The 23,383-nt window shown below is 70.4% G+C and carries 19 protein-coding genes; 8 read left to right on the top strand and 11 right to left on the bottom strand.

From position 1 onward, the window contains the following. The first annotated feature begins 135 nt into the window (after positions 1–135). On the top strand, positions 136–726 hold the full coding sequence (locus ACIG5F_RS44585; protein ID WP_396526316.1) for an integrase core domain-containing protein: 591 nt from the start codon (positions 136–138) through the stop codon (positions 724–726). A gap of 94 nt (positions 727–820) precedes the next feature. Here ACIG5F_RS44585 and ACIG5F_RS44580 read toward each other — a convergent pair whose 3' ends face one another. Continuing rightward, the gene (locus tag ACIG5F_RS44580; RefSeq protein ID WP_396526315.1) at positions 821–1,234 is read right to left on the bottom strand and encodes a hypothetical protein; all 414 of its coding nucleotides are present in this window, start codon (positions 1,232–1,234) and stop codon (positions 821–823) included. A gap of 195 nt (positions 1,235–1,429) precedes the next feature. Here ACIG5F_RS44580 and ACIG5F_RS44575 point away from each other — a divergent pair, with 195 nt between their 5' ends. Beyond that, positions 1,430–2,110 carry an SDR family oxidoreductase gene (locus tag ACIG5F_RS44575; RefSeq protein ID WP_396526314.1) on the top strand — a complete coding sequence of 227 codons (681 nt, stop codon included), beginning with the start codon at positions 1,430–1,432 and terminating at the stop codon, positions 2,108–2,110. 55 nt (positions 2,111–2,165) lie between these two features. Here ACIG5F_RS44575 and icmF read toward each other — a convergent pair whose 3' ends face one another. Then, a complete protein-coding gene (gene icmF, locus ACIG5F_RS44570; RefSeq protein ID WP_396526349.1) occupies positions 2,166–5,345 on the bottom strand; it encodes a fused isobutyryl-CoA mutase/GTPase IcmF in 3,180 nt (1,059 codons plus the stop codon). A 414-nt stretch (positions 5,346–5,759) separates the two neighbouring features. Between icmF and ACIG5F_RS44565 the strand changes: the two genes are divergently transcribed. After that, a complete protein-coding gene (locus ACIG5F_RS44565; RefSeq protein ID WP_396526313.1) occupies positions 5,760–6,788 on the top strand; it encodes a phosphatidylinositol-specific phospholipase C domain-containing protein in 1,029 nt (342 codons plus the stop codon). A gap of 144 nt (positions 6,789–6,932) precedes the next feature. Further along, on the top strand, positions 6,933–7,382 hold the full coding sequence (locus tag ACIG5F_RS44560) for an RICIN domain-containing protein (RefSeq protein ID WP_396526312.1): 450 nt from the start codon (positions 6,933–6,935) through the stop codon (positions 7,380–7,382). Position 7,383: 1 nt separating this feature from the next. On the opposite strand, the gene ACIG5F_RS44555 is transcribed toward ACIG5F_RS44560, so the two are convergent. Continuing rightward, entirely contained in the window at positions 7,384–9,258 is a 1,875-nt protein-coding gene (locus ACIG5F_RS44555) for an ATP-binding protein (protein ID WP_396526311.1), read from the bottom strand. Positions 9,259–9,330: 72 nt separating this feature from the next. On the opposite strand from ACIG5F_RS44555, the gene ACIG5F_RS44550 reads away from it, so the two are divergent. Then, complete coding sequence (locus ACIG5F_RS44550; RefSeq protein ID WP_396526310.1) at positions 9,331–9,705, top strand: ester cyclase; 375 nt, start codon at positions 9,331–9,333, stop codon at positions 9,703–9,705. Here the strand turns inward: ACIG5F_RS44550 and ACIG5F_RS44545 are convergent, their stop codons facing one another. From ACIG5F_RS44545 to ACIG5F_RS44530, 4 genes are all read right to left on the bottom strand, one after another. Then, positions 9,706–10,314 carry a maleylpyruvate isomerase family mycothiol-dependent enzyme gene (locus ACIG5F_RS44545; protein WP_396526309.1) on the bottom strand — a complete coding sequence of 203 codons (609 nt, stop codon included), beginning with the start codon at positions 10,312–10,314 and terminating at the stop codon, positions 9,706–9,708. Positions 10,315–10,373: 59 nt separating this feature from the next. Continuing rightward, positions 10,374–10,874 (bottom strand): lipopolysaccharide assembly LapA domain-containing protein, encoded by a 501-nt coding sequence (locus ACIG5F_RS44540; RefSeq protein ID WP_396526308.1) that lies wholly within the window; start codon positions 10,872–10,874, stop codon positions 10,374–10,376. 69 nt (positions 10,875–10,943) lie between these two features. Beyond that, positions 10,944–12,221, bottom strand: a complete 1,278-nt coding sequence (locus ACIG5F_RS44535) for a GGDEF domain-containing protein (RefSeq protein ID WP_396526307.1) — start codon at positions 12,219–12,221, stop codon at positions 10,944–10,946. A gap of 191 nt (positions 12,222–12,412) precedes the next feature. Further along, a complete protein-coding gene (locus tag ACIG5F_RS44530) occupies positions 12,413–13,072 on the bottom strand; it encodes a hypothetical protein (RefSeq protein ID WP_396526306.1) in 660 nt (219 codons plus the stop codon). Between the two features lie 146 nt (positions 13,073–13,218). Here ACIG5F_RS44530 and ACIG5F_RS44525 point away from each other — a divergent pair, with 146 nt between their 5' ends. Both ACIG5F_RS44525 and ACIG5F_RS44520 read left to right on the top strand, forming a co-directional pair. Beyond that, on the top strand, positions 13,219–14,208 hold the full coding sequence (locus tag ACIG5F_RS44525) for an ArsR/SmtB family transcription factor (protein WP_396526305.1): 990 nt from the start codon (positions 13,219–13,221) through the stop codon (positions 14,206–14,208). Between the two features lie 58 nt (positions 14,209–14,266). Continuing rightward, positions 14,267–15,688, top strand: coding sequence for a LuxR C-terminal-related transcriptional regulator (locus ACIG5F_RS44520; protein WP_396526304.1), 1,422 nt, complete (start codon positions 14,267–14,269; stop codon positions 15,686–15,688). A gap of 153 nt (positions 15,689–15,841) precedes the next feature. Here the strand turns inward: ACIG5F_RS44520 and ACIG5F_RS44515 are convergent, their stop codons facing one another. The 4 genes from ACIG5F_RS44515 to ACIG5F_RS44500 form a co-directional block, all read right to left on the bottom strand. Continuing rightward, the gene (locus tag ACIG5F_RS44515) at positions 15,842–16,924 is read right to left on the bottom strand and encodes a hypothetical protein (protein WP_396526303.1); all 1,083 of its coding nucleotides are present in this window, start codon (positions 16,922–16,924) and stop codon (positions 15,842–15,844) included. Positions 16,925–16,943: 19 nt separating this feature from the next. Further along, complete coding sequence (locus ACIG5F_RS44510) at positions 16,944–18,383, bottom strand: dynamin family protein (protein WP_396526302.1); 1,440 nt, start codon at positions 18,381–18,383, stop codon at positions 16,944–16,946. A 73-nt stretch (positions 18,384–18,456) separates the two neighbouring features. Continuing rightward, a complete protein-coding gene (locus ACIG5F_RS44505; RefSeq protein WP_396526301.1) occupies positions 18,457–20,226 on the bottom strand; it encodes a dynamin family protein in 1,770 nt (589 codons plus the stop codon). Between the two features lie 15 nt (positions 20,227–20,241). Then, the gene (locus ACIG5F_RS44500) at positions 20,242–21,279 is read right to left on the bottom strand and encodes an IniB N-terminal domain-containing protein (RefSeq protein ID WP_396526300.1); all 1,038 of its coding nucleotides are present in this window, start codon (positions 21,277–21,279) and stop codon (positions 20,242–20,244) included. Positions 21,280–21,390: 111 nt separating this feature from the next. On the opposite strand from ACIG5F_RS44500, the gene ACIG5F_RS44495 reads away from it, so the two are divergent. Continuing rightward, a complete protein-coding gene (locus ACIG5F_RS44495) occupies positions 21,391–23,205 on the top strand; it encodes an Hsp70 family protein (protein WP_396526299.1) in 1,815 nt (604 codons plus the stop codon). Positions 23,206–23,383: the final 178 nt, after the last annotated feature.

Raw genomic sequence — 23,383 nt, 5'->3', positions numbered from 1 at the left:
GCGTCTGGCGCGCGAGAATCCGACCTGCGGGCACCGGCGGATCCTGGGGAACTGGCTCGACTTGGTCATCAGGTTGGCGCCGTGGCAGTCCGTCGGATCCTGACCCGTGACCGAACAGGCCCGCCACCACGAGGCGTGGACACGACGTGGCGGGCATTCCTGCGCAATCAAGCCTCGGGCTTGCTGGCCTGCGACTTCTTCCACATCGACACCACCGGGTTACGCAGGCTCTACGTCCTGTTCGTGCTGGAGGTCCGAACCCCCAGAGTGCATATCCTCGGTGTCACGGCCAATCCGACCGCATCATGGGTCACCCAGCAGGCGCGCAACCTGCTGGAGGGGCTGGGCGAGCGGGTCGCCTCGTTCCGGTTTCTCATCCGCGACCGAGACACGAAGTTCACTACAGGATTCGACGCTGTATTCGTCGGTGAAGGGATCGAGCCCGTCAAGATCCCGCCACGGACACCTCAAGCGAACTGCTACGCCGAGAGGTTCGTACGCAGCGTCCGAGCGGAGTGCACCGATCGGATGCTGATCTACAACGAGCGCCACGCCGTCGCCATCCTGGGCGAGTACGCGCGGCACTTCAACGACCACCGACCACATCAGAGCCTCGATCAGCGGCCACCGAACCATGATCCGGCGGTCGTCATCCCCCTGGAAGCTCCGATCACGCGCCGGAAGGTCCTCGGCGGCGTGATCAACGAGTACCGGCGTACCGCCTGACCTGACTGCCAAAACACCTGGTCACAGCCTGCGCATCGACTTTTGGCGCGGTACTACGGTTAGCAGTCCACCTTCCACGCGCATAATCGGTCAGCTACATCCATTCCCCGCGCAAACGGTCGACTACGTTTCGCAACCCAGGGAGGGAGCCTGAAATCTTCTTCCTCTTTGCGTACGATTCTGCACGGTCAACCGACATCTCGAGCAGTTTGAAAAGGTCACGGTTCAGATCCGCGCTCACCTCTTTCGGTACGGCAGCCTGTACCACCAAGAGCGCTTCGTCGCTAGAGTAACTTCCCGTTCGCACACCCACAAATTTAGGCGCAACCCAGTCGCCCGCTATATGAAAAACCACATTCAGCCTCAAAGGCGACTCGTCATCACCCAAAACTTCACGAACCTTACCCGTTAGAGCTATTGCAGCCTTGTCCCAAGCATTTCCCGAGGCCGTGCCGTCAACGACAATACCTATACTAAGCACTGGAATATTACCGGCTTCGGTCGACACTACCTATTCTCCTCGTCCGCCATGGCCGCCACGAACGCCGCCCAACCTTTGTCGTTTTTTCGGCACCCACATAGTGACACACAGCAACCTCCGCCGCCGACGGCCTGACCGGGGCTAGAGCAGCCTGGCCAGGGCGTCGGCGGAGGGGGTGCGCCTGGGTAGCAAAATTGTATCCAGGTGGGTACTGTGACGGCCATGGACATCAAGGGAGCAGTCGCGCTGGTCACGGGCGCGAGCCGGGGCATCGGGCGGGCGTTCGCGCGGGCGCTGCTGGAGCAGGGGGCGGCCAAGGTGTACGCCGGGGTGCGGGATCCGGCGACGGTCACGGACCCGGATCTGGTGCCGCTACAGCTGGACGTCACCAATCCCGACCACATCGCCGTCGCCGCGGCGGCGGCCGGCGACGTGGACATCGTCGTCAACAACGCCGGGATTCTGGGTGACCGGGGCAACCTGCTGGCCGGCGACCTCGACGTGGCGCGGCAGGTCATGGAGGCCAACTTCTTCGGCACCTGGGCGGTCTCCCGGGCCTTCGCCCCGGTCCTGGCCCGCAACGGCGGCGGCGCGCTGGTCACCATGCTGTCCGTGGCCTCGTGGCGCGGCTCGGCGCTGACGCCCGGCTACTCCGCGTCCAAGGCCGCCCAGTGGTCGCTCACCCAGGCGCTGCGGGATGGCTTGCGGGAACAGGGAACCCTCGTCGTCGGCGTGCACGTCGGCTTCGTCGACACCGACGGCGCCGCCTGGGCCGACGGCCCCAAGGTGTCCGCCGCCGAGGTGGCCGAAGCCACACTGAAGGCGTTGCGGGACAACCAGGTCGAGGTCCTGGTCGACGAACGCGCCCGTCAGCTCAAGGCCGCCCTCTCCCAGCCGCTCTGAGCCGGCCCTTGGTGCCACACGCGCTTGCCGTGACGCAAGCGCATGTGACCCAAACTCAGATGTTGCGGCGGTACTGGCCGCCGACCTCGAAGAAGGCCTCGGTGATCTGGCCGAGGGTGCAGACCCGGGCGGCGTCCATGAGGACCGCGAAGACGTTCTCGCCGGTGGTGGCGGCGGAGCGCAGGCGGGCCAGGGCGTCGGCGGCGTCGGAGCGGTGGCGCTGCTGGAAGTCGAGGGTGCGCGAGACCTGGGACTCCTTCTCCTGCTCGGTGGCGCGGGCCAGCTCGATCTCCACCGGGCCCTCGTCGGCTTGCGGGGCAAGGAAGGTGTTGACGCCGATCAGGGGCAGCGAGCCGTTGTGCTTGCGCTGCTCGTACAGCATCGACTCGTCCTGGATGCGGCCCCGCTGGTAGCCGGTCTCCATGGCGCCGAGCACGCCGCCGCGCTCGGAGATGCGGTCGAACTCGGCCAGCACGGCCTCCTCGACCAGGTCGGTCAGCTCGTCGATGACAAACGAGCCCTGCAACGGGTTCTCGTTCATCGACAGGCCCCACTCCTTGTTGATGATGAGCTGGATGGCCATGGCCCGGCGCACGGAGCTCTCGGTGGGAGTGGTGACGGCCTCGTCGTAGGCGTTGGTGTGCAGGCTGTTGCAGTTGTCATACAAGGCGCACAGGGCCTGGAGGGTGGTGCGGATGTCGTTGAAGTTCATCTCCTGCGCGTGCAGCGAACGACCCGAGGTCTGCACGTGGTACTTGAACTTCTGCGAACGGTCGTTGGCGCCGTAGCGGTCCCGCATGGCCACGGCCCAGATCCGCCGGGCGACCCGGCCGATGACGCTGTACTCGGCGTCCATGCCGTTGGAGAAGAAGAACGACAGGTTGGCCGCGAAGTCGTCGATGTCCATGCCCCGGGCCAGGTAGGACTCCACGTAGGTGAAGCCGTTGGCCAGGGTGAAGGCCAGCTGGCTGATCGGGTTGGCCCCGGCCTCGGCGATGTGGTAGCCGGAGATCGACACCGAGTAGAAGTTGCGCACCCTGTTGGCGATGAACCATTCCTGGATGTCGGCCATCATGCGCAGGCTGAACTCGGTGGAGAAGATGCAGGTGTTCTGGCCCTGGTCCTCCTTGAGGATGTCGGCCTGCACGGTGCCCCGCACGTTGGCCAGCGCCCACGCCCGCAGCTCGTCGTGCTCGGCGGGCGAGGGCTCCCGCCCGTGCTCGGCACGGAAGGCGTCGACGCGCTGGTCGATGGCGGTGTTGAGGAAGTAGGCCAGGATCGTCGGCGCCGGGCCGTTGATCGTCATCGACACCGAGGTGGTCGGGGAGGTGAGGTCGAAGCCGGCGTAGAGGGCCTTCATGTCCTCCAGCGACGCGATCGAGACGCCGGAGGTGCCGATCTTGCCGTAGACGTCCGGCGGGGTGTCGGGGTCGCGCCCGTACAGCGTCACCGAGTCGAACGCGGTGGACAGCCGGGTCGCGGCCGAGCCCTCGGACAGCAGCTTGAACCGCTTGTTGGTGCGGAACGCGTCGCCCTCGCCGGCGAACATGCGGGCCGGGTCCTCGCCGTCCCGCTTGAACGGGAAAACACCGGCGGTGTAAGGGAACCGGCCGGGCAGGTTCTCGTTGCGCAGCCAGCGCAGCAGGGTGCCCTCGTCGTCGAACCGGGGCAGGCTGACCCGGCGGACCTTGTTGCCGGACAGGGTCTCCCGGGTCAGCGCGGTGCGGATCTCCTTGTCCCGTACGGTGAACACCAGCTCGTCGCCGGAGTACTGCTCGACCGTGCGTGGCCAGTCGGCCAGCAGGTCGGCGCTGTCCCGGTCCACCTCGCGCTCGCTGGCGTCGACCAGCTCGGCGATGTCCGAAGTGGACTTGTCAGCGGCGTCCAGGGCCTTCTGCGCGGCCACCAGATGCGCGTGCTTGCGGACGGCCTCGACCTGCTCGTCGGTCCGCTTGTGGTACGCGCGAACGGTGTCGGCGATGTCGGAGAGGTAGCGGGCCCGCGCGGCCGGCACGATGGTCGACGCCGAGGTGGACGTCTTGCCTTCCACCACCGGCAGAACACCGTGCTCGAACCCGAGCGAGGTGACCAGGTGCTGGTACAGCGCGGTGACGCCGTCGTCGTTGAAGGTGGCGGCGCTGGTGCCGTAGACCGGCATGTCCTGCCAGGTGGCGCCGAAGGCCTCGCGGTTGCGCACCAGCTGGCGGGCCACGTCCCGGCGGGCGTCCTCGGCGCCGCGGCGCTCGAACTTGTTGATCGCCACCGCGTCGGCGAAGTCCAGCATGTCGATCTTCTCCAGCTGCGACGCGGCGCCGAACTCCGGCGTCATCACGTACAGCGAGTGGTCGACGAAGGGCACGATCGCGGCGTCGCCCTGGCCGATGCCGGGCGTCTCCACGACGATCAGGTCCGCGCCGGCGGCCTTGCAGGCCAGGATGGCGTCGGCCAGGCCGTCGGGCACCTCGGCCCCGGCCCGGCGGGTGGCCATGGACCGGAAGAACACCCGCTCGCGGTCGAGGCAGTTCATCCGGATCCGGTCGCCCAGCAGCGCGCCGCCGCCGCGGCGGCGGGTCGGGTCAACGGCCAGCACCGCGATGTGCAGTTTGTCCTGCTGGTCCATGCGGAATCGGCGGACCAGCTCGTCGGTCAGCGAGGACTTGCCGGAGCCGCCGGTGCCGGTGATGCCCAGGACCGGCACGTGCCGGTCGCCGACCGCGTCGGTCATGGCCGACCGCAACTCCGCGGGCAGGTTGCCGGCCTCGATCACCGTGATGGCCCGGGACAGCACGTCCTGCGCGCCCGTGAACAGGCCGTCCCAGCTGCTCGGCACCTGCGTGGACAGGTCGTAGTCGCAGGCCTCGACCATGGTGTTGATCATCTGGGCCAGGCCCATGTGCTGGCCGTCGGCCGGGGAGAAGATCCGCGCCACGCCCCGGGAGTGCAGCAGCTCGATCTCACGCGGCACGATCACGCCGCCCCCGCCGCCGTAGACCTTGACGTGCCCCGCGCCGCGCTCGTTGAGCAGCTGCACCAGATAGGTGAAGTACTCCACGTGGCCGCCCTGGTAGGCGCTGATGGCCACGCCCTGGGCGTCCTCCTGGATCGCGGCCGTGACGACCTCGTCCACGGACCGGTTGTGGCCCAGGTGGATCACCTCGGCCCCCTGCGACTGCAGGATGCGCCGCATGATGTTGATCGCGGCGTCGTGCCCGTCGAACAGGCTGGCGGCGGTGATGAACCGGACCGGGTTGCTCGGCGTGTGGAGAGCAACGCTTCCGTTCGCTGCGGGCGTCTCGCTGGCGCTCGCCGTCCGCGCTCGCGGACGCTCTGCGTTGAATGGTTCGCTCGCAAGCTCGCTCACGGTCGACTCCTCAGGGGTGGCCTCTCCAAATACTTTGCCTTCCTACTATCGGGAGTGCAACCAACTCGGGATGCGGCCCCGCTCACATGCCGCCCCGACCTGGGCAAATGCACCGCAAACGGCATCAGGGACAGCCGAGGAGGCCGCGTGGTTAACGGCGTTCATCCATCTGGCTACCGTGACACTGCGGTTATCGGTGGAGACTGTCGCCGCGTGCCTACCCGCCCGTAGGGTCCATGCCGGGTGCCGCCACACCCCGGTGATCACATGAGGACTGAGGAGATCGCTATGCGGGTGAGCAAGGTGGCGGTGGCGGTGCTGGCGCTGCTGGGACTGACCGCCGGGACCGCGACGGCCGACGGCACGGGATCGCTGCGGCTGTCCGAGGCCACCACCGTGGGCATCCACAACACCTATGACACGGCCGCCTACCAGTACCTGGCCCAGTCGCTGGACGCCGGGGCCAACCTGGTCGAGCTGGACGCCTGGTTCAACGTCTTCACGCACAAGTGGAACGTCAGCCACAGCAACCCGATCGGCAGCGACAACAACTGCGTGCAGGCCAAGACGCCCACGGCGAACCTATACACCGGCACGCGCAACCAGAACCTCAACGACTGCCTGGACGACATCAACGTGTGGCTGGGCCAGCACCCGACCGCCGGGCCGCTGACCGTGAAGATCGAGCTCAAGGCCGGCTTCGACCAGACCATCGGCATGGGCCCGGCCAGCCTCGACAGCTACGTGCAGACCAGCCTGGGCAGCCGGGTGTTCCGGCCCGTCGACCTGCTCGGCTCGTACCCGACGCTCGACGACGCCGCCAAGGCCAACAACTGGCCGACCCGGGCCGCGATGACCGGCAAGGTGCTGGTGGAGATCATCCCGGGCACGGTCGAGGAGCAGAACCCGACCGACCACCTGTGGACCGACGTCGAGTACGCGCAGTACCTCAAGGGGCTGGCCGCCAGCGGCAACCTGGCCCAGGCGCAGATCTTCCCGGCCGTGCACAACGCCGCCGCCGGCGACCCGCGCACCCGCTACGCCGACACCACCCTGCGGCCCTGGTTCGTCGTCTTCGACGGCGACGCCAGCGCCTACATCGACGGCGGCATCGACACCTCGTTCTACGTCGCCAACCACTACTACCTGATCATGACCGACGCCGAGAACGTCAAGCCGGCCATCGACGACGTCAACCCGACCGTGCAGCAGGCCCAGGACCGGGTCGCCCTGATGGCCGGCAAGGGGGCCAGCGTCGTCGGCACCGACTGGCGGCAGCTCACCACCGTGCTGCCCGAGGTGCTCCCCCGCGGCTGACGTGCGGTTCCCGCCGGACGCGCCTTCCACCCGGGAGGCGCGTCCGGCGTGTTCAGGGAAAGGCTGTAGAGCGGCGGCCACCGACACTGAACAACGCGCATCAGCTAGACCTGCGCTCTCGGATACTCGACGAGAGGCTTCGGCATGCGTGGATGGAAAGTTCTGGCCGCCGGGATCGCGCTGGCGCTGACGGCGTTCACCGCCGGCACCGCCCAGGCGGCGCCGCTGCGGGGTCAGCTGATCCAGAACCACAACGGGTTGTGCATCGACATCGGCTCCAACGCGCCCGGCACGATCATCGGCATCACCGCCTGCAACGCCAACCTGACCAGCCAGTGGTGGTACCTCGTCGGCGACTCGATCAAGAACTACAACAACCTGTGCATGGACATCGGCTCCAACGCCCCCGGCACGCTGGTGGGCATCACCGGCTGCAACTCCAACCTGACCAGCCAGCGGTGGTCCCAGGTCGGCCTGGCGATCCAGAACTACAACGACCTGTGCATGGACATCCGGTCCAACGCCCCCGGCACCAAGGTCGGCATCACCGGCTGCAACCTCCAGCTGTCCAGCCAGTGGTGGAGCTTCATCTGACCTAGAACGCGTCGTGATCCTCACGGAGGGCGGCGGCCTCGACTCGTAGGGCCGTCGCCTCCGCGGGGTCGACGAGGTCAGCCAGCGATTCGACACATTCGATGACGAACCGCGGATCACCTTGCGTGGCAATGCCTTCACGGAACCGGGCGGCGGCCTCCGCGTCGGCTCCCCGGCGGAGGGCGACCCGGCCCAGGCCGGTCAGGGCGTGGGCCATGCCGGCGTTGTGGCTGATCCGGCGGAACAGGCCCAGGCCTTCCTCGTAGCAGGCAGCGGCGGCGTCGAGGTCGCCCCGTGCGCACTCGACGTCGCCGAGCGACACCAGCCCGAAAGGCACGCCGTAGCCGCTGTTGCTGGCCCGCGCCTGAACCAGCGTCCGGCGTTCCAACTCGGCGGCCCGCGCGTAGTCGCCTTCCTCGTAATACGTGACGCCGAGGTTGTGCTCGGCCGCCACCCTGGTTGCCGACAGGGTCGAGTCGCACCTGGTCATGCACGCCCGGAACAGGTTCTTGGCGGTGTCGTGGTCACCATGAGCACGGGCGACCATGCCGGCCCAGAGGCACAGCTCGGGATCGTGTCCGACCACGTCGATCATCCGCGGCAGCCACCGGTTCAGCGGTCGATACCGCCACAGTCGACGGCCGAAAGCCATGCAGGCGGCGGCATCCTTCTGCTCGACGACGTGACCGAGAGCCCGGTGGATGTTCGCCCGCTCGCGGTCCAGCAGCTCCCGGTGCGCCAGCTCGTCGGGACCGACCAGCTCGACGCCGTCGACGAGCTCACGGTAGTAGCCGGCATGCCGGTCCGGTGCGGTGCGCCCGAGCCGGGTCGCGAAGTCGCGGACGGTCTCCAGCATGTCGAACCGACCGGCGGACACTGTCAGCAGACTCATGTCCGCCAACGAGGTCAGCTCGGCCAGGGTCGCGTCGCACACGGCGGCGGCCGCCCGTTCGGTGAAACCGCCGGCGAAAACGGCGAGGGTGGCGAACAGCTCGCGTTGCCTCGGGTCGAGCAGCTCGTAGCTCCACCGAAGCGTCGCCGCCAACGTGCGCTGCCGGGGCGGGCTGTCGTGGGGTCCACCGGTGAGCAGGGCGTGGCAGCGGTCCAGCAGCTCGTGCGGCGGCAAGACCCGCAGCCACGGCGCGGCCAGCTCGATGGCCAACGGCAGGCCGTCCAAGCGATGGCAGATCGGCCCGACAGCGGCGTCCGTGGTGAAGCCGGGCACGACCGCACGGGCCCGTTGCTCGAACAGCGCGACGGCGGTCGACGCCGGTAGGCAGGCGACTTCATAGCGGTGCTCGCCGGTCAGGTTGAGGGGGGTGCGGCTGGTGACCAGAACCTTGGTCTCGCCCAGGAGATCCGGCACGACGCACCGGGCTGCCAGCAGATGCTCGAAGTTGTCCAGCACGAGCAGCCCGGGCCGATGCCGGCGTACCCGTTCCACCTCGGAGGCCACCTGAGCCGGTTCGGACAGCTCGGCCAGCGAGACGAAGGCGGCCCCGAACCGGGCCGCCACCGCCAGCGCGAGCCGGGTCTTGCCCACTCCCCCGGGTCCGGTCAGGGTGACCAGCCGGGCCTCGGACAGCAGCTGCTCGATCTCCGCCAGCTCGCGGTCCCGGCCGAGCAACGGCGTCGGTGGCGTCGGCAACGGGAACGCCGGCCGTCCACGGGCGATCTGCCGGAACGTCCCGGCGTCATCACCGGCCAGGCCGAGCGCCGTCACGAGCTGGTCGACGGTGTGGCGTTGCGGCCGGCGCCGCTCGCCCCGCTCGATCAGGCCGATGGCGTCCACGCTCAGACCGGCACGTTCGGCCAGTTCCTCCTGGGTGAGGCCGGTGCGGACGCGGTGCGCGCGCAGCAGGCCGGCCAGGTCCATGCCGGCACGGTAGCGGTTTGTCGGGGCGGTTGTCGGTGGTTCGGCCGCCCGCCACCGGGCAGCGTGACGGGCATGGACGAAGTGCGGAAGCTGATCCGGTACTACCTGACCGGCGAGGAGTCGCTGCTGGCCGACGACCACCACGACCACGTGAGCGGCCTGCGCGGCCCCGGCATCTACCGCACCGTCCGAGGATGGCTCGCCACCACCTTCGCCGACCTGGCCATCGACCTGCACGCGGTCGGCGTCGACCAGGATCTGGTGCTGGCCTGGTGGACGGTCAGCGGACGGCACGTCGGCAACACGTTCCCTCAGCTGGCCTCGCGCCGGAAAGCCGGTGGTCGGGCGGTGACGTGGCCGGCGGTGCACGTGTTCCGGTTGGCCGACGGCAAGTTCACCGAACACTGGGCGGTCCGCGACGATCTCGGTCTGCTCCAGCAACTCTGATCAGCCGAACGTCCACTTCGCCCGGTCACGCCACGAGGCCGGCGCGCCCGGGATCCGGTTCCACAGCTGGAGATAGAGGGTCGCCGGCGGCCCGGCGATCAGCCGGCCCTCGAAGCGCACGCCGTCATCGGTCGGCCAGACGTCCAGCCCGCGGACGCGACGCAGGTACGTCGCCAGCTCGTCGATCCCGTCGGCCGCGAACGCCTCGTCCGGCTCGGTGACGGGCAGACCCGCCGCCAGCTCCAGGTCGACCCGGTGGATCGTCAGCTCGTGGGCGTGCCGGCGCGACCAGAACTCCAGCGGCGACGCGCTCGGCCACACCGTCCAGCATCGCGGGCCGGGTTGGGCCGTGGCCAGGACGTCGTCGACGCGCCGCAGCTCGTCGAGGTCGTAGGGCGCGAACCAGTCGGCGATCTGGGCCGGCGTGGGCGGGCTCGGGCTGCCGGTACGGATGTACCAGCCGGCGCCGCGGGCCAGGCCCACCACGTGCGCCACCAGCTCCGCGACCGTCCAGCCGGGGCAGGCCGGCACCGCCGCCGAGGGTGGAACACGGGTGGCGGCGGCGATGAAACGTTCGGTCTCCAGTCGGGCGATCCCCAGGTGATCCATGAGCCGATCCTGGGCGCGGGGCCGCCCGGCGACCACCGACAACCGCACCGACAAAAGGGCTAGGGGCGTTTGGCCGCGCGGCGGGCGGCGCGGCGGAGTTGGAGGATGCGGCCGTAGCCGGGGATGGCGACCAGGAGCACGCCGCAGATCGCGGCGGCGAGCAGGGCGACGCCGAGGGGCAGGGCGAAGGACCAGCCGAAGAAGTAGATGGTGGCGTCGGTGTTGTTCTGCACGATGAAGACGAGCAGGAGCAGCAGCACGACGGCGGCGACGGTGACGCCGATCCAGAGGCCGCTGATGCGGGTGCGCTTGAGCAGCGCGAGTTCGGCGGCGGGCTCGGGTTTGCCGGTGTGGGCGGGGTCGGTGGCGCGGGGGTCGACGACGGCGCCGCCGCCGGGCATGGCGGGACCGCCGGCGACAGCCGCGGGCTCGCCGGACGTGACGCCGCCAGCGACCGACCCGCCAGGTGTGTCGGAACCGGCGTCGCGCATGGGCGGGACCGAGGGCTTGTCGCGCTCGGCGGCGGTGCTGGGCCGGTGGCTGTGGGACGGCTCGGTCATGGGGCCCACCTCCTCGCAGGAGTGTTCCCACTGTTGGTACCCGCGAACCGGCCCGGGCGCGAGGGGAGGCTAGCCCGTTCGGGTGTCGCAGACGGTGAAGTGGCTGACGACCCGGTTGCGGCCGCCGCGTTTGGCCCGGTAGAGGGCGGCGTCGGCGGCGTGCACGAGTTCGTCGATGCCGGCGGCGGCCGAGGGATGGGTGGCGACGCCGATGGAGGCGGACAGGGTGGACAGCACGGTGGGGCCGCCGGCCAGCGGCACCCGGAGCTCGGCGATGGCCCGCCGGATGCGTTCGGCGACGGCCAGCACGTCGGCGCTGGGCAGGCCGGGCACCAGCACCACGAACTCCTCGCCGCCGAAGCGCCCGACGCAGTCGTAGTCGCGGACGGACCGCCGGACGGTGGCGGCGACGGCCTTGAGCACCTCGTCGCCGGCCAGGTGGCCGTGGGTGTCGTTGACCCGCTTGAAGTGGTCGAGGTCGACCATGAGCACGCCGGCGGTGTCGGCGGCGGCCAGCTCCCGGGCGGCGACCTCGCGCCAGGTGGCGGCGTTGAGCAGCCCGGTCTTCTGGTCCTTGGTGGCCAGCTCCCGGAACTGGGTGACCAGCACGCCCCGGTGCAGCACGAACAGCGGCACGAACAGGAACACCAGGGCGATCGGCTGGTAGACGAGCACCAGGCCGATGACCGCGCCGAGGCAGATGGTGGCCAGCTCCAACGCGTTGTCGTCGGCCGAGCCGAACAGGTCGGCCATGGTGCGCTGCCGCTCGTCGTCGACCAGCAGGCTGACGGCGATCAGCAGGGCGTCGACGGCGAAGAACACCACCGCGGCCAGCGCGACGACGGCGATGGGCGCCGCGGTCAGCTGGGTGGCCTGCGTCAGCACCGGCACGTCGCCGGTGTCGAGCACCAGGTGCGCGGCCCCGGCCGCCAGCAGCATGGCGGCGGCGTTCATGATCTTGCGGTGTGGGAAGCCGCGCTGGCTGCGCAGCGTGTCGTGCAGGGACAGCAGCACGGTCAGCACCGCCACCCAGGCCAGCGGCAGCGTCAGCACGGCCGCGAACACCCACATCGAGATCATGTTGATTCGCACGGACCCGTTGCGGATCCGCCGCGCCCGCTCGATCCGGCGCGAGGCCTCCACCTGCACGGCCGCGGCGGCCAGGATCGCCACCGCCACCGCGGGCGGCACGATGTCCACCCCGGGCCGCACGAACTCGGCGGTCGTCAACGCGACCGCCGCCAGATCCACAACCAGCACGTACCAGACCGACAGCGCCGGCCGCTCCCACAATGGCCATTTCCCGACCCGGGCCAGGCCGAGATCACTCCCCCGAGTAATCGCCATGGCACTCCCCCCACGGTTCACACCGAGTATGGGGGGACGCCGCGTGACCGTTCCGGTGAATTGATCGAGACCACCCGGCTAGCGCAATGACCGCCGAACGCTGCGTGGCGCGACCACCTGATCAGGGCAAGGCCAGCCCGCCGTTCGGGCCGTGACCGGCGGCCGTTCGTCGCCCATCGTGCCCGGCGGGGTCAGCCACCGTACCGTGTCCCGGCCAGATCCGTCACCGCCGCCTCGGAGCCGAGCCGCCGCAGCACGTCGGCGATGTCGGCCTCGGCGTGCCGGCAGGCGGCCTCGAACACCGCCAGCCGGGCGTCGTAGCGGTCGTCGTCGTACGGCTCGACGTCATCGGCCAGCCGGTGCACGGCGTCGGCCTTGTCGAACACGATGCGCTCCACCGCGTCGCAGGCCACCCGCAGGGTGTCGGCGAAGCCGCCGATCCGCTGCCACACCGCCCGCTGCCACGGATCGTGCCGCACGTCGAGCATGTCCGAGCAGAGCGACTCCAACTGCTCGGCGTCGGCCCGCAGCTCGGCCAGCGGAATGCCGCGCTGGGTGGCATAGCGGCGGCCGATCTCGGCCTCGAAGTCGAACTCGCGGTGCTGCCGCCGGGCCCGCTCCGGACCGTGCCGGCGGAAGTACTCCAGGCCGTCCGCGCCGGCGTCGAGAATGGGCGTCGAGGACGGTTCCCCGGCGCTGCCGAACACCTCCAGCCGCGCGGCGATCTCGGCCAGGTAGCCGCTGCGGCCGCCGGCGACGGCGCAGTGCGCGAGCAGTTCCGCCAGCTCGGCCCGGGAATCCCCGATCCGCTCGTCGAACACCACCCGCATGCGCACCGATGAGTCGTCCATGGCCGTGCCCCCCAAACGTGAACGTGCCCCATCACCATGGCATGACGGGCCCGCGGCTGGTAGGACCTTTCAGACAGGTCCGAAAGGTGTGGCCGCAGGCAACGGCCGTCCGGTCGAGGACATGTCACTGTCAGGGGGTGGGGACCATGGCCGGCACGCTGCGGGTGCACTTCACGGCCGAGGATCTGCTGCGCACCCGGGTGCTCACCGAGCCGGACCCGATGTGGGAGCTGGTGTTGAGCCTCCATCACCTCGTGCCGGCCGGCGAGCCGGACCGGCACGCGGCGTGGCGGCGCGACGTGGGCCCGCGATTCGCCGATCCCGAGACGGCGCACGCCTTCCGGCTGCTGCGCCGCCTGGTGCCGGCGCGCGGCAACTTCCCGGACTTTCTCACGCCGCTGCCCACCGGGGACGGTGTCGACGGCGCGTTCGACTTCATCCGCTCGACCCCGCGTTCCCGGCTGGCGCTGGACCTGAGCCCGGCTCGGCTGCGCCGGGTCGAGGACTCCCGGTTCTGTCACGGCCTGGCCGACGGCGGCGCCGAGTCGATGGCCGACCTGCTCGGCGCGCTGCGCCGCTATCACGACAACGCGATCGCGCCGATCTGGGACGAGGTCGGGGACCGGGTCCGGGCCGACGGCGAGAGCCGCGTCCGCGAGGTGCTCGACGGCGGCCTTGGCGGCATGTTCGCCCGGTTGGGGCCGTCTTTCCGCTGGCGCTGGCCCTGGTTGGAGACGGACTATCCGCGCTCGCACGAGATCCGGCTGGGCGGCCGCGGGCTCACGCTGGTGCCGTCGTTCTTCTGCGTCGGCGATCCCGTCACGCTGATCGACGAGGAACTGCCGCCGATGCTGGTGTTCCCGGCCCGGCCGCTGCGGCGCGATCCGGCGGCCGAGGACCGGATGCTGTTCCACCTCTCGCAGGTCATCGGCCGCACCCGGGCCCGGATCCTGGTGGCGTTGCGGACCCCGCGGTCTACCTCGGAGCTGGCCGAGACGATCGGCATGTCGCTGGCCTCGGCCAGCCAGCAGGTGACGCTGCTGCGCAACGCCGGCTTCGTGGCCAGCCGCCGGGACGGACAGGCAGTGCGCCACTCCGTCACCCGAAAGGGTAAGGCCCTGCTGGAGTCGAACTAACGAATCCGCCCGGCGGTACGACTATGCGTAGGTCCCTGACGACGAAGCCGGGAGAGAGATGACCCACGTGGTCGACGACGCCGTGCAGGCTGGGCCGCTGTCCGAACAGGCCGAGTCGGCAGCGCTCGACGGGGACCTGGACGCCGCCTCCCTGCTCGCCGACCAGGCGATCCTCGACGGGGACAAGCGGGGCGCGGAGGTCGCGGCGGCGGTGTTGGCCCAGCGCGGCATGCTCGGCGACAGCGTCGCGCTGTACCGGTGGGCGGAGAGTGTGGACGGCTCGGTCTCGGGTTTCGCCGTGGCGGCGCTGCTGGGGACCGGGGGCCTGCCGCAGGCCCAGGCCCAGCTGGCCGCCTTCGACCGGGCCGTGCGCACGCCCACTTCGCTGTCCACTGTCGAATCCCTTGTGGCGCATGCCTTGCACGAGTCGGTGACCGGAGCGCCGGTGGCGGCGCTTTCGCAGCTGGTGCAGGCGGCCGCGGTGCTGGAACCCCACGCCGGCAAGGTGTTACTGCCGGACACACCGTCGGCGTTGGCCGGCCTGATCGCGCTGCACCTGGGGCAGCTGGACATGGCGGAATCGGCCGTCGGCGACGATTCCACCCGTCATGCGCTGCTGCGGGCCTGGATTTCGTTGCAGCGCGGCGATTTGGCCGCTGCCGACGTGCCGGCGCAGTGCCCCCGGCCCCGGGACGAGCTGTTCGCGGCGGCGATCGCGATCGGCGTGGCACGGCGGCGTTCCGACCTGGCCGGCCTGCTCGACGCGTGGCCGCGGGCGCGGGACGCGGTGATCGCGCACCCGGTCGACCTGTTCGTGCTGCAACCGCTCGGGGAGATCGCCGTCGCCGCCGCGCGCCTGCACGAGGACGAGTGGCTCGCGCCCCGGCTGGCCGAGGCCGAGGACCTGCTGGCCCGGCTGGACCGGCCGGCGCTGTGGTCGGTGCCGCTGCACTGGTTCGGGTTGCAGGCCGCCGTCGCCTCCGAGTCTCCCTCAGCCGCCGCCCGGCACGCCGCCGCCCTCTCGACGATGGCCCGCAGCTCCCGCTACGCCGCCGCGCTGGCCGGCTGCGCGCGGGCGTGGCTGCGGGTGCTGGCCGGCGACGTGCAGGTGGACCAGGTGGTGGCCGCCGCCCGCGAGCTACGGGCGGTCGGGCTGGGCTGGGACGGCGCCCGACTGGCCGGGCAGGCCGCCATCCGCACCGCCGACCGCAACGAGATGACCACCCTGCTCACCTGCGCCCGGGCCCTGCACGGGGCCCCGCACAGCGCCGACGAGTCCCCCGCGCCCCAGCTGTCGGCCCGCGAGATCGAGGTGGCCGAACTGCTGGTCGGCGGCATGACGTACAAGCAGATCGGCGAACGCCTGTTCATCTCGGCCAAGACCGTGGAGCACCACGTGGCCCGGATCCGGCAGCGTCTCGGCTCGAACTCCCGCCGAGAGCTGCTGGTCCGGCTCCGCTCCCTGGTCGCCGGCCAGTAACCACCCCCCTTTTCCCCACATGCGCTTCCCATTTGCGTTCAGATGCCACATGGGAAGCGCATGTGGCGTTCCCCCCGGCGCTTACGCCACATGCGCTTCCCATTTGCGTTCAGGCGCCACATGGGAAGCGCATGTGGCGTTACCGGGTGGTAGCTAGGAGACGAGGGCGAAGGCGCTGTAGTACTCGCCGGCCGGCGTGCGGGTGCCGCTGCGGTCGGGACTGACCTCGGCCCCGACCCAGCCCTGGAACGCGCCGGAGTCGTCGATCACCTGTAGCAGCGGCCGCACATGGCTGTTGCCGATGTAGCACTGGTCGTAGGACAGGCACTCGCACCAGAACTCATAGCTGTTGCGACGGCCGCCGAGATCGCCGGTCAGGTAGTAGAACCGCCGGTCGCCGGTGTCGGTGATCTTCTTGACGCAGGCGTCGTAGTTGCCGTCCTTGGGGCAGCAGGAGCTCGGGTCGCAGCCCGAGCCGGTCTGCACGTAGCCGAGGCAGGAGCCGTCGTCGCAGATGTTCCAGGTCGGGCCGACGGTGAGCGCGCCGCTGTGGCCCCGGGTCCAGTTGGTGATCTGGCGGCCGTTCTCGGCCTGGCCCTCCAGCTGGTAGCCGTGCGAGGTGGCCCGCACCGTGCTCATCGGGGCCTTGCTGGTCTGGGCCAGCGAGGCGTTGCTGCCGTAGCCGATGCCGCCAGTGATCGAGTACGTGTCGCCGGTCAGCTCCATCCGGCCCAGGCCAGGCCGCAGCTCGGAGACCGCCCAGGTCTCGCCCAGGTTGACCGTGGTGGTGGAGCCGTTGATGGTGCTGCTGGTCCAGGTGATGCTCACCTGCCCGCTGGCCGCGTTGTAGGCGTACGTGCCGGTGAAGTGGCCGTTCGGGTCGCCGGTGAAGCCCGGCGCGGTCTTGATCGGACAGTTGTTGCGCGGGTTGGCGTTGTCGTGCTGCTGGCCGCAGTAGTAGACGTCGCCGCTGTTGACCGGGACCGGGAACGCGGTCTGGCTCCAGGTCCAGAAGTTGTGCTGGACGGCGTTGCTGGCCGGGTCGAACACGATGTAGCCGAGCCGCAGGTAGTTGTTGTCGGCGGTGGTGGAGAAGCCGGCGACGCTCACCACCCAGTTGGTCTTGCCCAGCGGCGTGGCCGCGTAGGCCGAGCCGCCCAGCGCCAGGGTGGAGGCGAGGACGGACAGGACAACTGCTGCGAATGCCGCCATGCGGCGCAAAACCCCCATCTTCATGGGGGCAGGGTAGCGCCGTTCAGGCGAGTTCGTCGGCCATTCCCTCGCACGTGCGGACCACCACTCGGGCGACGTCGATGGTGGCCTTTCGGGCCAACGGGTTCTCGGCCTGACGCTGCCAGCGGGCCAGGGCGTCGAGCACGGCGGCGCGCTGTTCGGGGCGGCCGGTGTCGGGGGCGAGGCCGAGACGCGACCACGGCAGCGCGCCGCCGGCGCCGAGCAGGCGTTCGGCCTCGTCCATGGCGGATTCGGCGAGATCGGTGACGCCGGAGCGCAGCGCGCCGAGGACCCGCAGCTCGGTGAACTCGTGCGCGCCGGCCAGTATCCGCTCGACCTCGTCCCGCAGCAGTTCGGTGCCGGGGCGGAAGTCCTTGCGCAGCAAGGCCTCCACCGCGAGCAGGGCGGAGCGGGACTTGAGCAGGTCGCGGCGCTGGGTGAACTGGGCGGCGAACACGGCCCGCAGCTCGTCGATGCCGCTGCGCCGGGTCAGCTCGGCGGCCAGCCGGCCGGGATCGCCGAAACCCTGGCGGATCAGCGCCAGCGACAGCCGCACGCCGAACAGCCCGAACCGGTCCAGCAGCCCGAAACCGCCGGCGTAGCTGGCGAACCGGTCGGCCGAGAGCAGGGCCGCCTCGACCTCGGCCCGGGGTTTGGCCGCCATGCCGGCCAACAGGTCGAACTCGTGCTGGTGCAGGGATCGCGCCGTCTCGGCGAGCAGCCCGGCCACCGGCACCACGCCCTGGCACAGCCGCCGCAGCCGCGGATCGGACCGGTACCGGCGCGCGATCTTGCCGGCCGACATCAGGGCGTCGATCCGGCCCACGCCGATCTCGTCGGCCCGGGACAGCACGGCGATGGTGTTGACCGGGTTGGCCCGGGCGATTCCGTTGTCGTGGAACGATTCCAGCAGCCGCAGGTCGGCGCTGTGCAGGTGCCGCATCAGGTACACCACGGCGTCGGCCTCGCTGGGCTCGTCCTCGGGCGCCAGGAAACCGTTGGCCCGCGCGGAAACGTCGGTGGACAGCGAGGCGATGCCGGGCGTGTCGATGAGGATCGTGTCGGTCAGGCCGCGGGTCGGCCAGTCCACCACCAGCCGTTCGACGTGGGCGGGGCTGAGGCCCTCCAGGTCGATGCGCAGCGCCCCGTCCTCGCGGTCCACCCGGAGCTGGCGCGGGCCGCCGGTGATCGGGTGCGCGCAGACGCGCGGCCGGTGGCCCTGCCGGTACCAGGTGACGATCCGGGTGCACTCGCCGGCGTCGGTCGGGGCCAGCCGCTCCCCCACCAACGCGTTGAGCAGCGTGGACTTGCCGGCCTTGATCTGCCCGGCGATCGCCACCCGCAGCGGCCCGTCGAGGCGGTCGAGGTGGTCCCGCAACGACTGTGCGATGTCCGGCGTCTCACGGAACACGTCGACGGCGTCCCGGAGCAGCGTGCGGACCTGGCCGCCGAGCCGGCTCACTGCCGCACCTCGCTAGCGCTCGGTGTCCGCGTTCGCGGACGCTCCGCGTTGAATGATTCGCTCGCAAGCTCGCTCATCGGGCCAGCTCCCGGGCCATCGAGGCCAGGTGCTCGACCCGGGCCAGCTCGGCGGTGAGGTCCTTGATCCGCTCGTCCCGGCTGCCGGTGTCGGCCTTCACGGCCTGCTGCGCGGCGCTGAGCGCCTCCTGCACGGACCGGGACAACTCCTGGGCGTAGGTGGTGAAATGGTCGCGCAGGGTGCGCTGCAACTGCCGCAGCAGATCCCGGGATTCCTTGCCCACTTGGAAAATCAGGTCGTCCACGAATCGTCGCGCCGCCGCCTTGGCCTCGCTCTGCCGCCGCTGCACCTGGCGCTTGCGCTCGTCCTTCACGGTTTTGCGGCCCAGCAGCACGCCGGCCGCCACCGACACCGGGTTGAGCAGGGTCAGCCCCGCGACCGTGCTCAGCATGCCGATCATGATCGTGCCGCCGTAGCCGCCGCGCATGCCGGTGATCACCTTCTGTCCCACGCCGAAATGCTCGGCCACCGGCATCTCGAAGGTGCTGGTGGCCTGGGGGACGTGCAGGCTCAGGTCGGGCAGGGCGTGGTCGCCGGCGTCGCCGAAGTGCTCGGCCACCTGCCGGGCCAGCCACTGGGCCCGCTGGTGGGTCCAGACGAAGTTGGCCGAGGCGGCGGCCGCGCCCCGCTGGTGCAGCCACAGCGTGAACTCTTCGTCCACAGTGGCCGGATCGACCAGCTCCAGCTCCTCCTCGGCCTCCCGCAGCAGGTGCCGCATCCGGTCGCGCAGGTCGTACTCGATGTCGGCGATCAGGTCGCCGACCCCGTCGTTGAGAGTCTGTTGCCAGCGCGCCGACCTCTCCTTGAGCGCGTCGGCCCGGCCGCGGGCCCGGGTCAGCTCGGCGATGAGTTCCTCGGCGTGATCGGGGTCGCGGTGGGCGGCCAGCTCGGCCTGCATGGACGCGGACAGCTGGGTGGTCACCGACACCACGTCGTTGGCCACCGAACGATCGGCGAGCGCGGCCGCCTGGCCGAGAATGTCATTGCGTAGCCGGGCAATCAGCTCCGGGAAGCCCGACTCGTCATTCATGGAGGCGTCCTGGGTGCGGATGGCGTGCTGGCGCAGGGTCGAGGAGACGGCGATCAGATCGGCGTCCACGTCGGCCGCGGCCAGGTGCCCGCGGTTGAGCTCGGCGATCCGCCGCCACTGCGGGTACAGGTCGGTCTTGGTCAGCACACACAGGACGTTCGGGCACATCTTCATGGCCTGCCGCAGGAAATCCAGCTCCGGCCCGGTGTACTCCTGGGCCGCGTCGGACACCAGGATCACCGCGTCGGCGGTGGGCAGCACGGCCATGGTGCTGGCCCCGTGGGCCGAGTCGAGGCCGCCGACCCCGGGCGTGTCGACCAGGCACAGGCCGCCCGACAGCACAGTGCGAGGAACCCCGACCTCCGCGTAGCGCAGGCGCTCGCGGTTGCCGGGGTTCCCCGCCTCCGAGACATGGTGTGCCAGCTGGTCGATCGGCACCGTTCGGCGCTGGTGCTCGTCGTCGCCGACCAGCACCACCGAAGGCTCCGGCGCGAACCGGACCAGGGTGGGCACCGCGGTCGCCAGGTCGTCGTCGACCGGGCAGACCGGGGCGTCCACCAACGAGTTCACCAGCAGGCTCTTGCCCTGCTTGAACTCGCCGACCACGAGCACCCGGACCTCGGGGTCCCGCAGCCGGCCCTGCGCCACCGCCAGCCGCTCGCCGAGGTCCTCCCTGCGGTAGGCCGTGGTGGCCCGGATCGCGAGGGCGAGCAGCTCGGCGGCGGTCGGCGGCATGGCGGCAGCTCCAGGTCAGATGTGGACGATGCTGTGGTCGACGTCGTTGTTGGACGCGATGTCGTTGTGCGAGGCGATATCGGTGTGGTCGTGCGAGTCGAGCTCGGTCAGGCTGGTGTCGTGCGAGTCGTTGCCCGAGCCGACGGCCAGGTTGTTGTCCGACGCGACCGTGTCGTGCGAGTCGGTCGGGTTGTTGGAGTCGGTGGTGTCGTGCGAGTCGGTCGTGTCGTGCGAGTCGTTCCCGGACCCGACGGCGGTGTTGTCGTGGCTGTCGTTGCCGGACCCGATCGCGGTGTTGTCGTGGCTGTCGGTGGTGTCGTGCGAGTCGTTCCCGGACCCCACGGCGGTGGTGTTGTTGGAGGCCGTGGTGTTGCCGGAGGCGACCGTGTCGTGCGAGTCGGTCGTGTTGTGGCTGTCGGTGGAGTTGTGGCTGTCCGTGCTGTTGTGCGAGTCGCTCTGGCTGGTGCTGCTGCCGTTGCTGGCCACGGCCACGTTCCCGCTGCCGTAGGCGTGCACGTCGGTGGAGTAGTCGTCGGCCGAGCCCGTGGCGCTACCTCCGACCGCCACCGCGCCGCCGTGGTCGGCGTTGACGTTGCCGTTGTTGACCGTGTTGTCGTCGCCGACGACGTTGTGGTCGCCGGTGGTGACCGTGGAGTGGTTGTCGAAGCTTTGGAAGACGTCGCGGGCCCAGATGTTCTGGTTCACCGAGTTGTCGACCACGGTGTTGTGGCTGTCGACGGTGCTCGTGTACGAGTAGTTCTGCGTGATGTAGCGGATCTGCTCGATGGCGTGCTCCACGCCGCCGCCGGGGTGCACCGGCGGGGGCGGCGGCGGGGTCACCACGTGGCTGGGGCCGCCCGCGTCGTAGGTTCTGTCGAACGACTGCGCGGCGTCGATCACCAGCGGCATCGCGTCGTGCACGTCGGCCGCGCACAGGTGGCCGAAGCCGTGGTCGTCCAGCGTCTGCTGGGGGTGGGACTCGAACTGGTCGCGGGCGGTCTGGTCGCCCAGCAGCTCCATGATGAAGTCCAGCAGGCTGATTCCGGTCGCCATGGGGATCATCTCCTCCTCGGTCGGCGTGATGCCAATGACGCTAGGTAGCGATCACCGCCGGGTGCATCGGGTGCGGCCCCCTGTCCTGGATCCCCGGCGTTGGGGGATTCGATGCGGGGGTCGATTGGGGGATTGTTGGGGGTTTTGGGAGCTAATGACCACCCAGAGTGTCGCGATGAGTCCGGCGTGGGTTATCTGCTCGGTTTGGACCTTGGGACCACGTTCACCGCGGCCGCCATTCGGCGTCGAGGCGGACCTCCGGAAATGGTCACCCTGGGTAACAGGAGCACGTGCGTGCCCTCGGTGCTGCACATCGGCCGCGACGGCGCCGTGCTGGTCGGCGACGCGGCCGAGCGGCGGGCCGTCGGCGACCCGTCGGGGGTGGCGCGGGAGTTCAAGCGGCGTGTCGGCGACGAGACGCCGATCCTGCTGGGCGACGGCGGCCACACCGCGCACGAGCTGACCGCGCGGCTGGCCCGCTGGGTCGTGGACCTGGTGCGGTCCCGCGAGGGCGGTGAGCCCGAGCAGATCTCCATCACGCACCCGGCCGGCTGGGGCGGGCACAAGACCTCGTTGCTGGGCAAGGCGTTGGCCGCGGTCGGCCTCGGTGACTCGCTGTTGCTGAGCGAGCCCGCGGCGGCGGCCATCGCCTACGCCGCGACCGAGCGGCTGTCCCCCGGCGCCACCGTCGGCGTCTACGACCTGGGCGGCGGCACCGTGGACATCGCCGTGCTGCGCAAGGACTCCATCGGCTCGTTCGAGCTGGTCGGCGAGCCGACCGGGGACGACCACTTCGGCGGCGTGGACTTCGACGAGCTGCTGTTCGAGCGGATCCGCAACCAGTTCCCGGAGCTGATGCGGGGCCTGCGGTCCGACGACACGCTGGCACTGAGCGCGGTGTACCGGCTGCGGCGGGAGATCACCGAGGCCAAGGAGGCCCTGTCGCTGGACACCGAGGCCGACATCCCAGTGCTGCTGCCGTCCGGGCAGCGGCAGGCCCGGCTGATCCGCGCCGAGTTCGAGGCGATGATCCGGCCGGCGCTGGAGGAGACCGTCGACCTGATGCGGCGGACCATCCACGCGGCCGGACTGACCGAGGCCGACCTGGCGGCCGTGCTGCTGGTCGGCGGCTCGTCGCGGATTCCCCTGGTCACCGAGCTGCTGTCGGCCGGGCTGGGGAGGCCGGTGGCCGTGGACGCCGATCCCAAGGCCACCGTGGCCATCGGCGCGGCACTGTCGGCGTCCCTGGACACTGTGGTCGAGCCGGTGCCGGCCATCGTCGCCACCGCCATGACCTCCCCGCCGTCACGGCCGTCCGAGCCGGACATCCCCCTGCACCTGCCGGTCCCGGCCAGCCGGCATCGTCGCGTCGTGCGGCCGAAGATGTTCGCCGGGGCCACCGGGCTGGCGGTCGTCGCGATGGCCGGCGGCGCGCTGTTCTACAGCGCCCAGACCTCCGACCTCGGCAACGCCCCGGCCCAGGCCGCGACTCCCGGCAGCTCCCCGACCCTCGCCCAGCCCCCGGCCGCCGGCGGCAACACCTCGTCGTCGCACAAGCCGACCACGACCACCGGGCGCAGCACGACCTCGACCACTTCGGGCACCTCGTCCTCCGGCTCGCCGTCGGCCCAGGCCGCCGACCAACCCGGGCCGACCACCACCACCTCCGACGAGGCCCGCGCCGCCGGCCCCATGCTCGGCCCGCCCGCCTCCGATCCGCCCTCGTCGTCCGATCCGTCCTCGTCCTCGTCGTCACCCTCGGACACGCCGCCGACCACGACGACCAACGCCGGCGACCCGCACGTGGCCCCGCCGCCGGAAACGACCACGACCATCTCCTCGGCCCCGGCCGACCCCACGACCACGTCGTTCAGCGGCACCCTCACCACCGACCCGACCCCGGCCCCGACGACCACCACCGCCTGACCCGCCGCCGCAAGATCAAGGGACCGAATCTCTCGCCCAACGCCAGGAAGGGCCCCTTCATGACGTCCGGTGTCATGAAGGGGCCCTTCCTCACGTTCAACCTGGATCCACCGAAAATCTTGATGGTGTGACCGTGTCCTAGACACACAGATGCCCTCTGACTTGGGACGATTGTTCT

Origin of the sequence: Kutzneria sp. NPDC052558, from assembly GCF_044547355.1 — a bacterium.
In the GTDB taxonomy this organism is placed as follows: domain Bacteria; phylum Actinomycetota; class Actinomycetes; order Mycobacteriales; family Pseudonocardiaceae; genus Kutzneria.
Note: the sequence above shows the minus strand (reverse complement) of the source record. Positions and strands in the feature narration are given on the sequence as shown.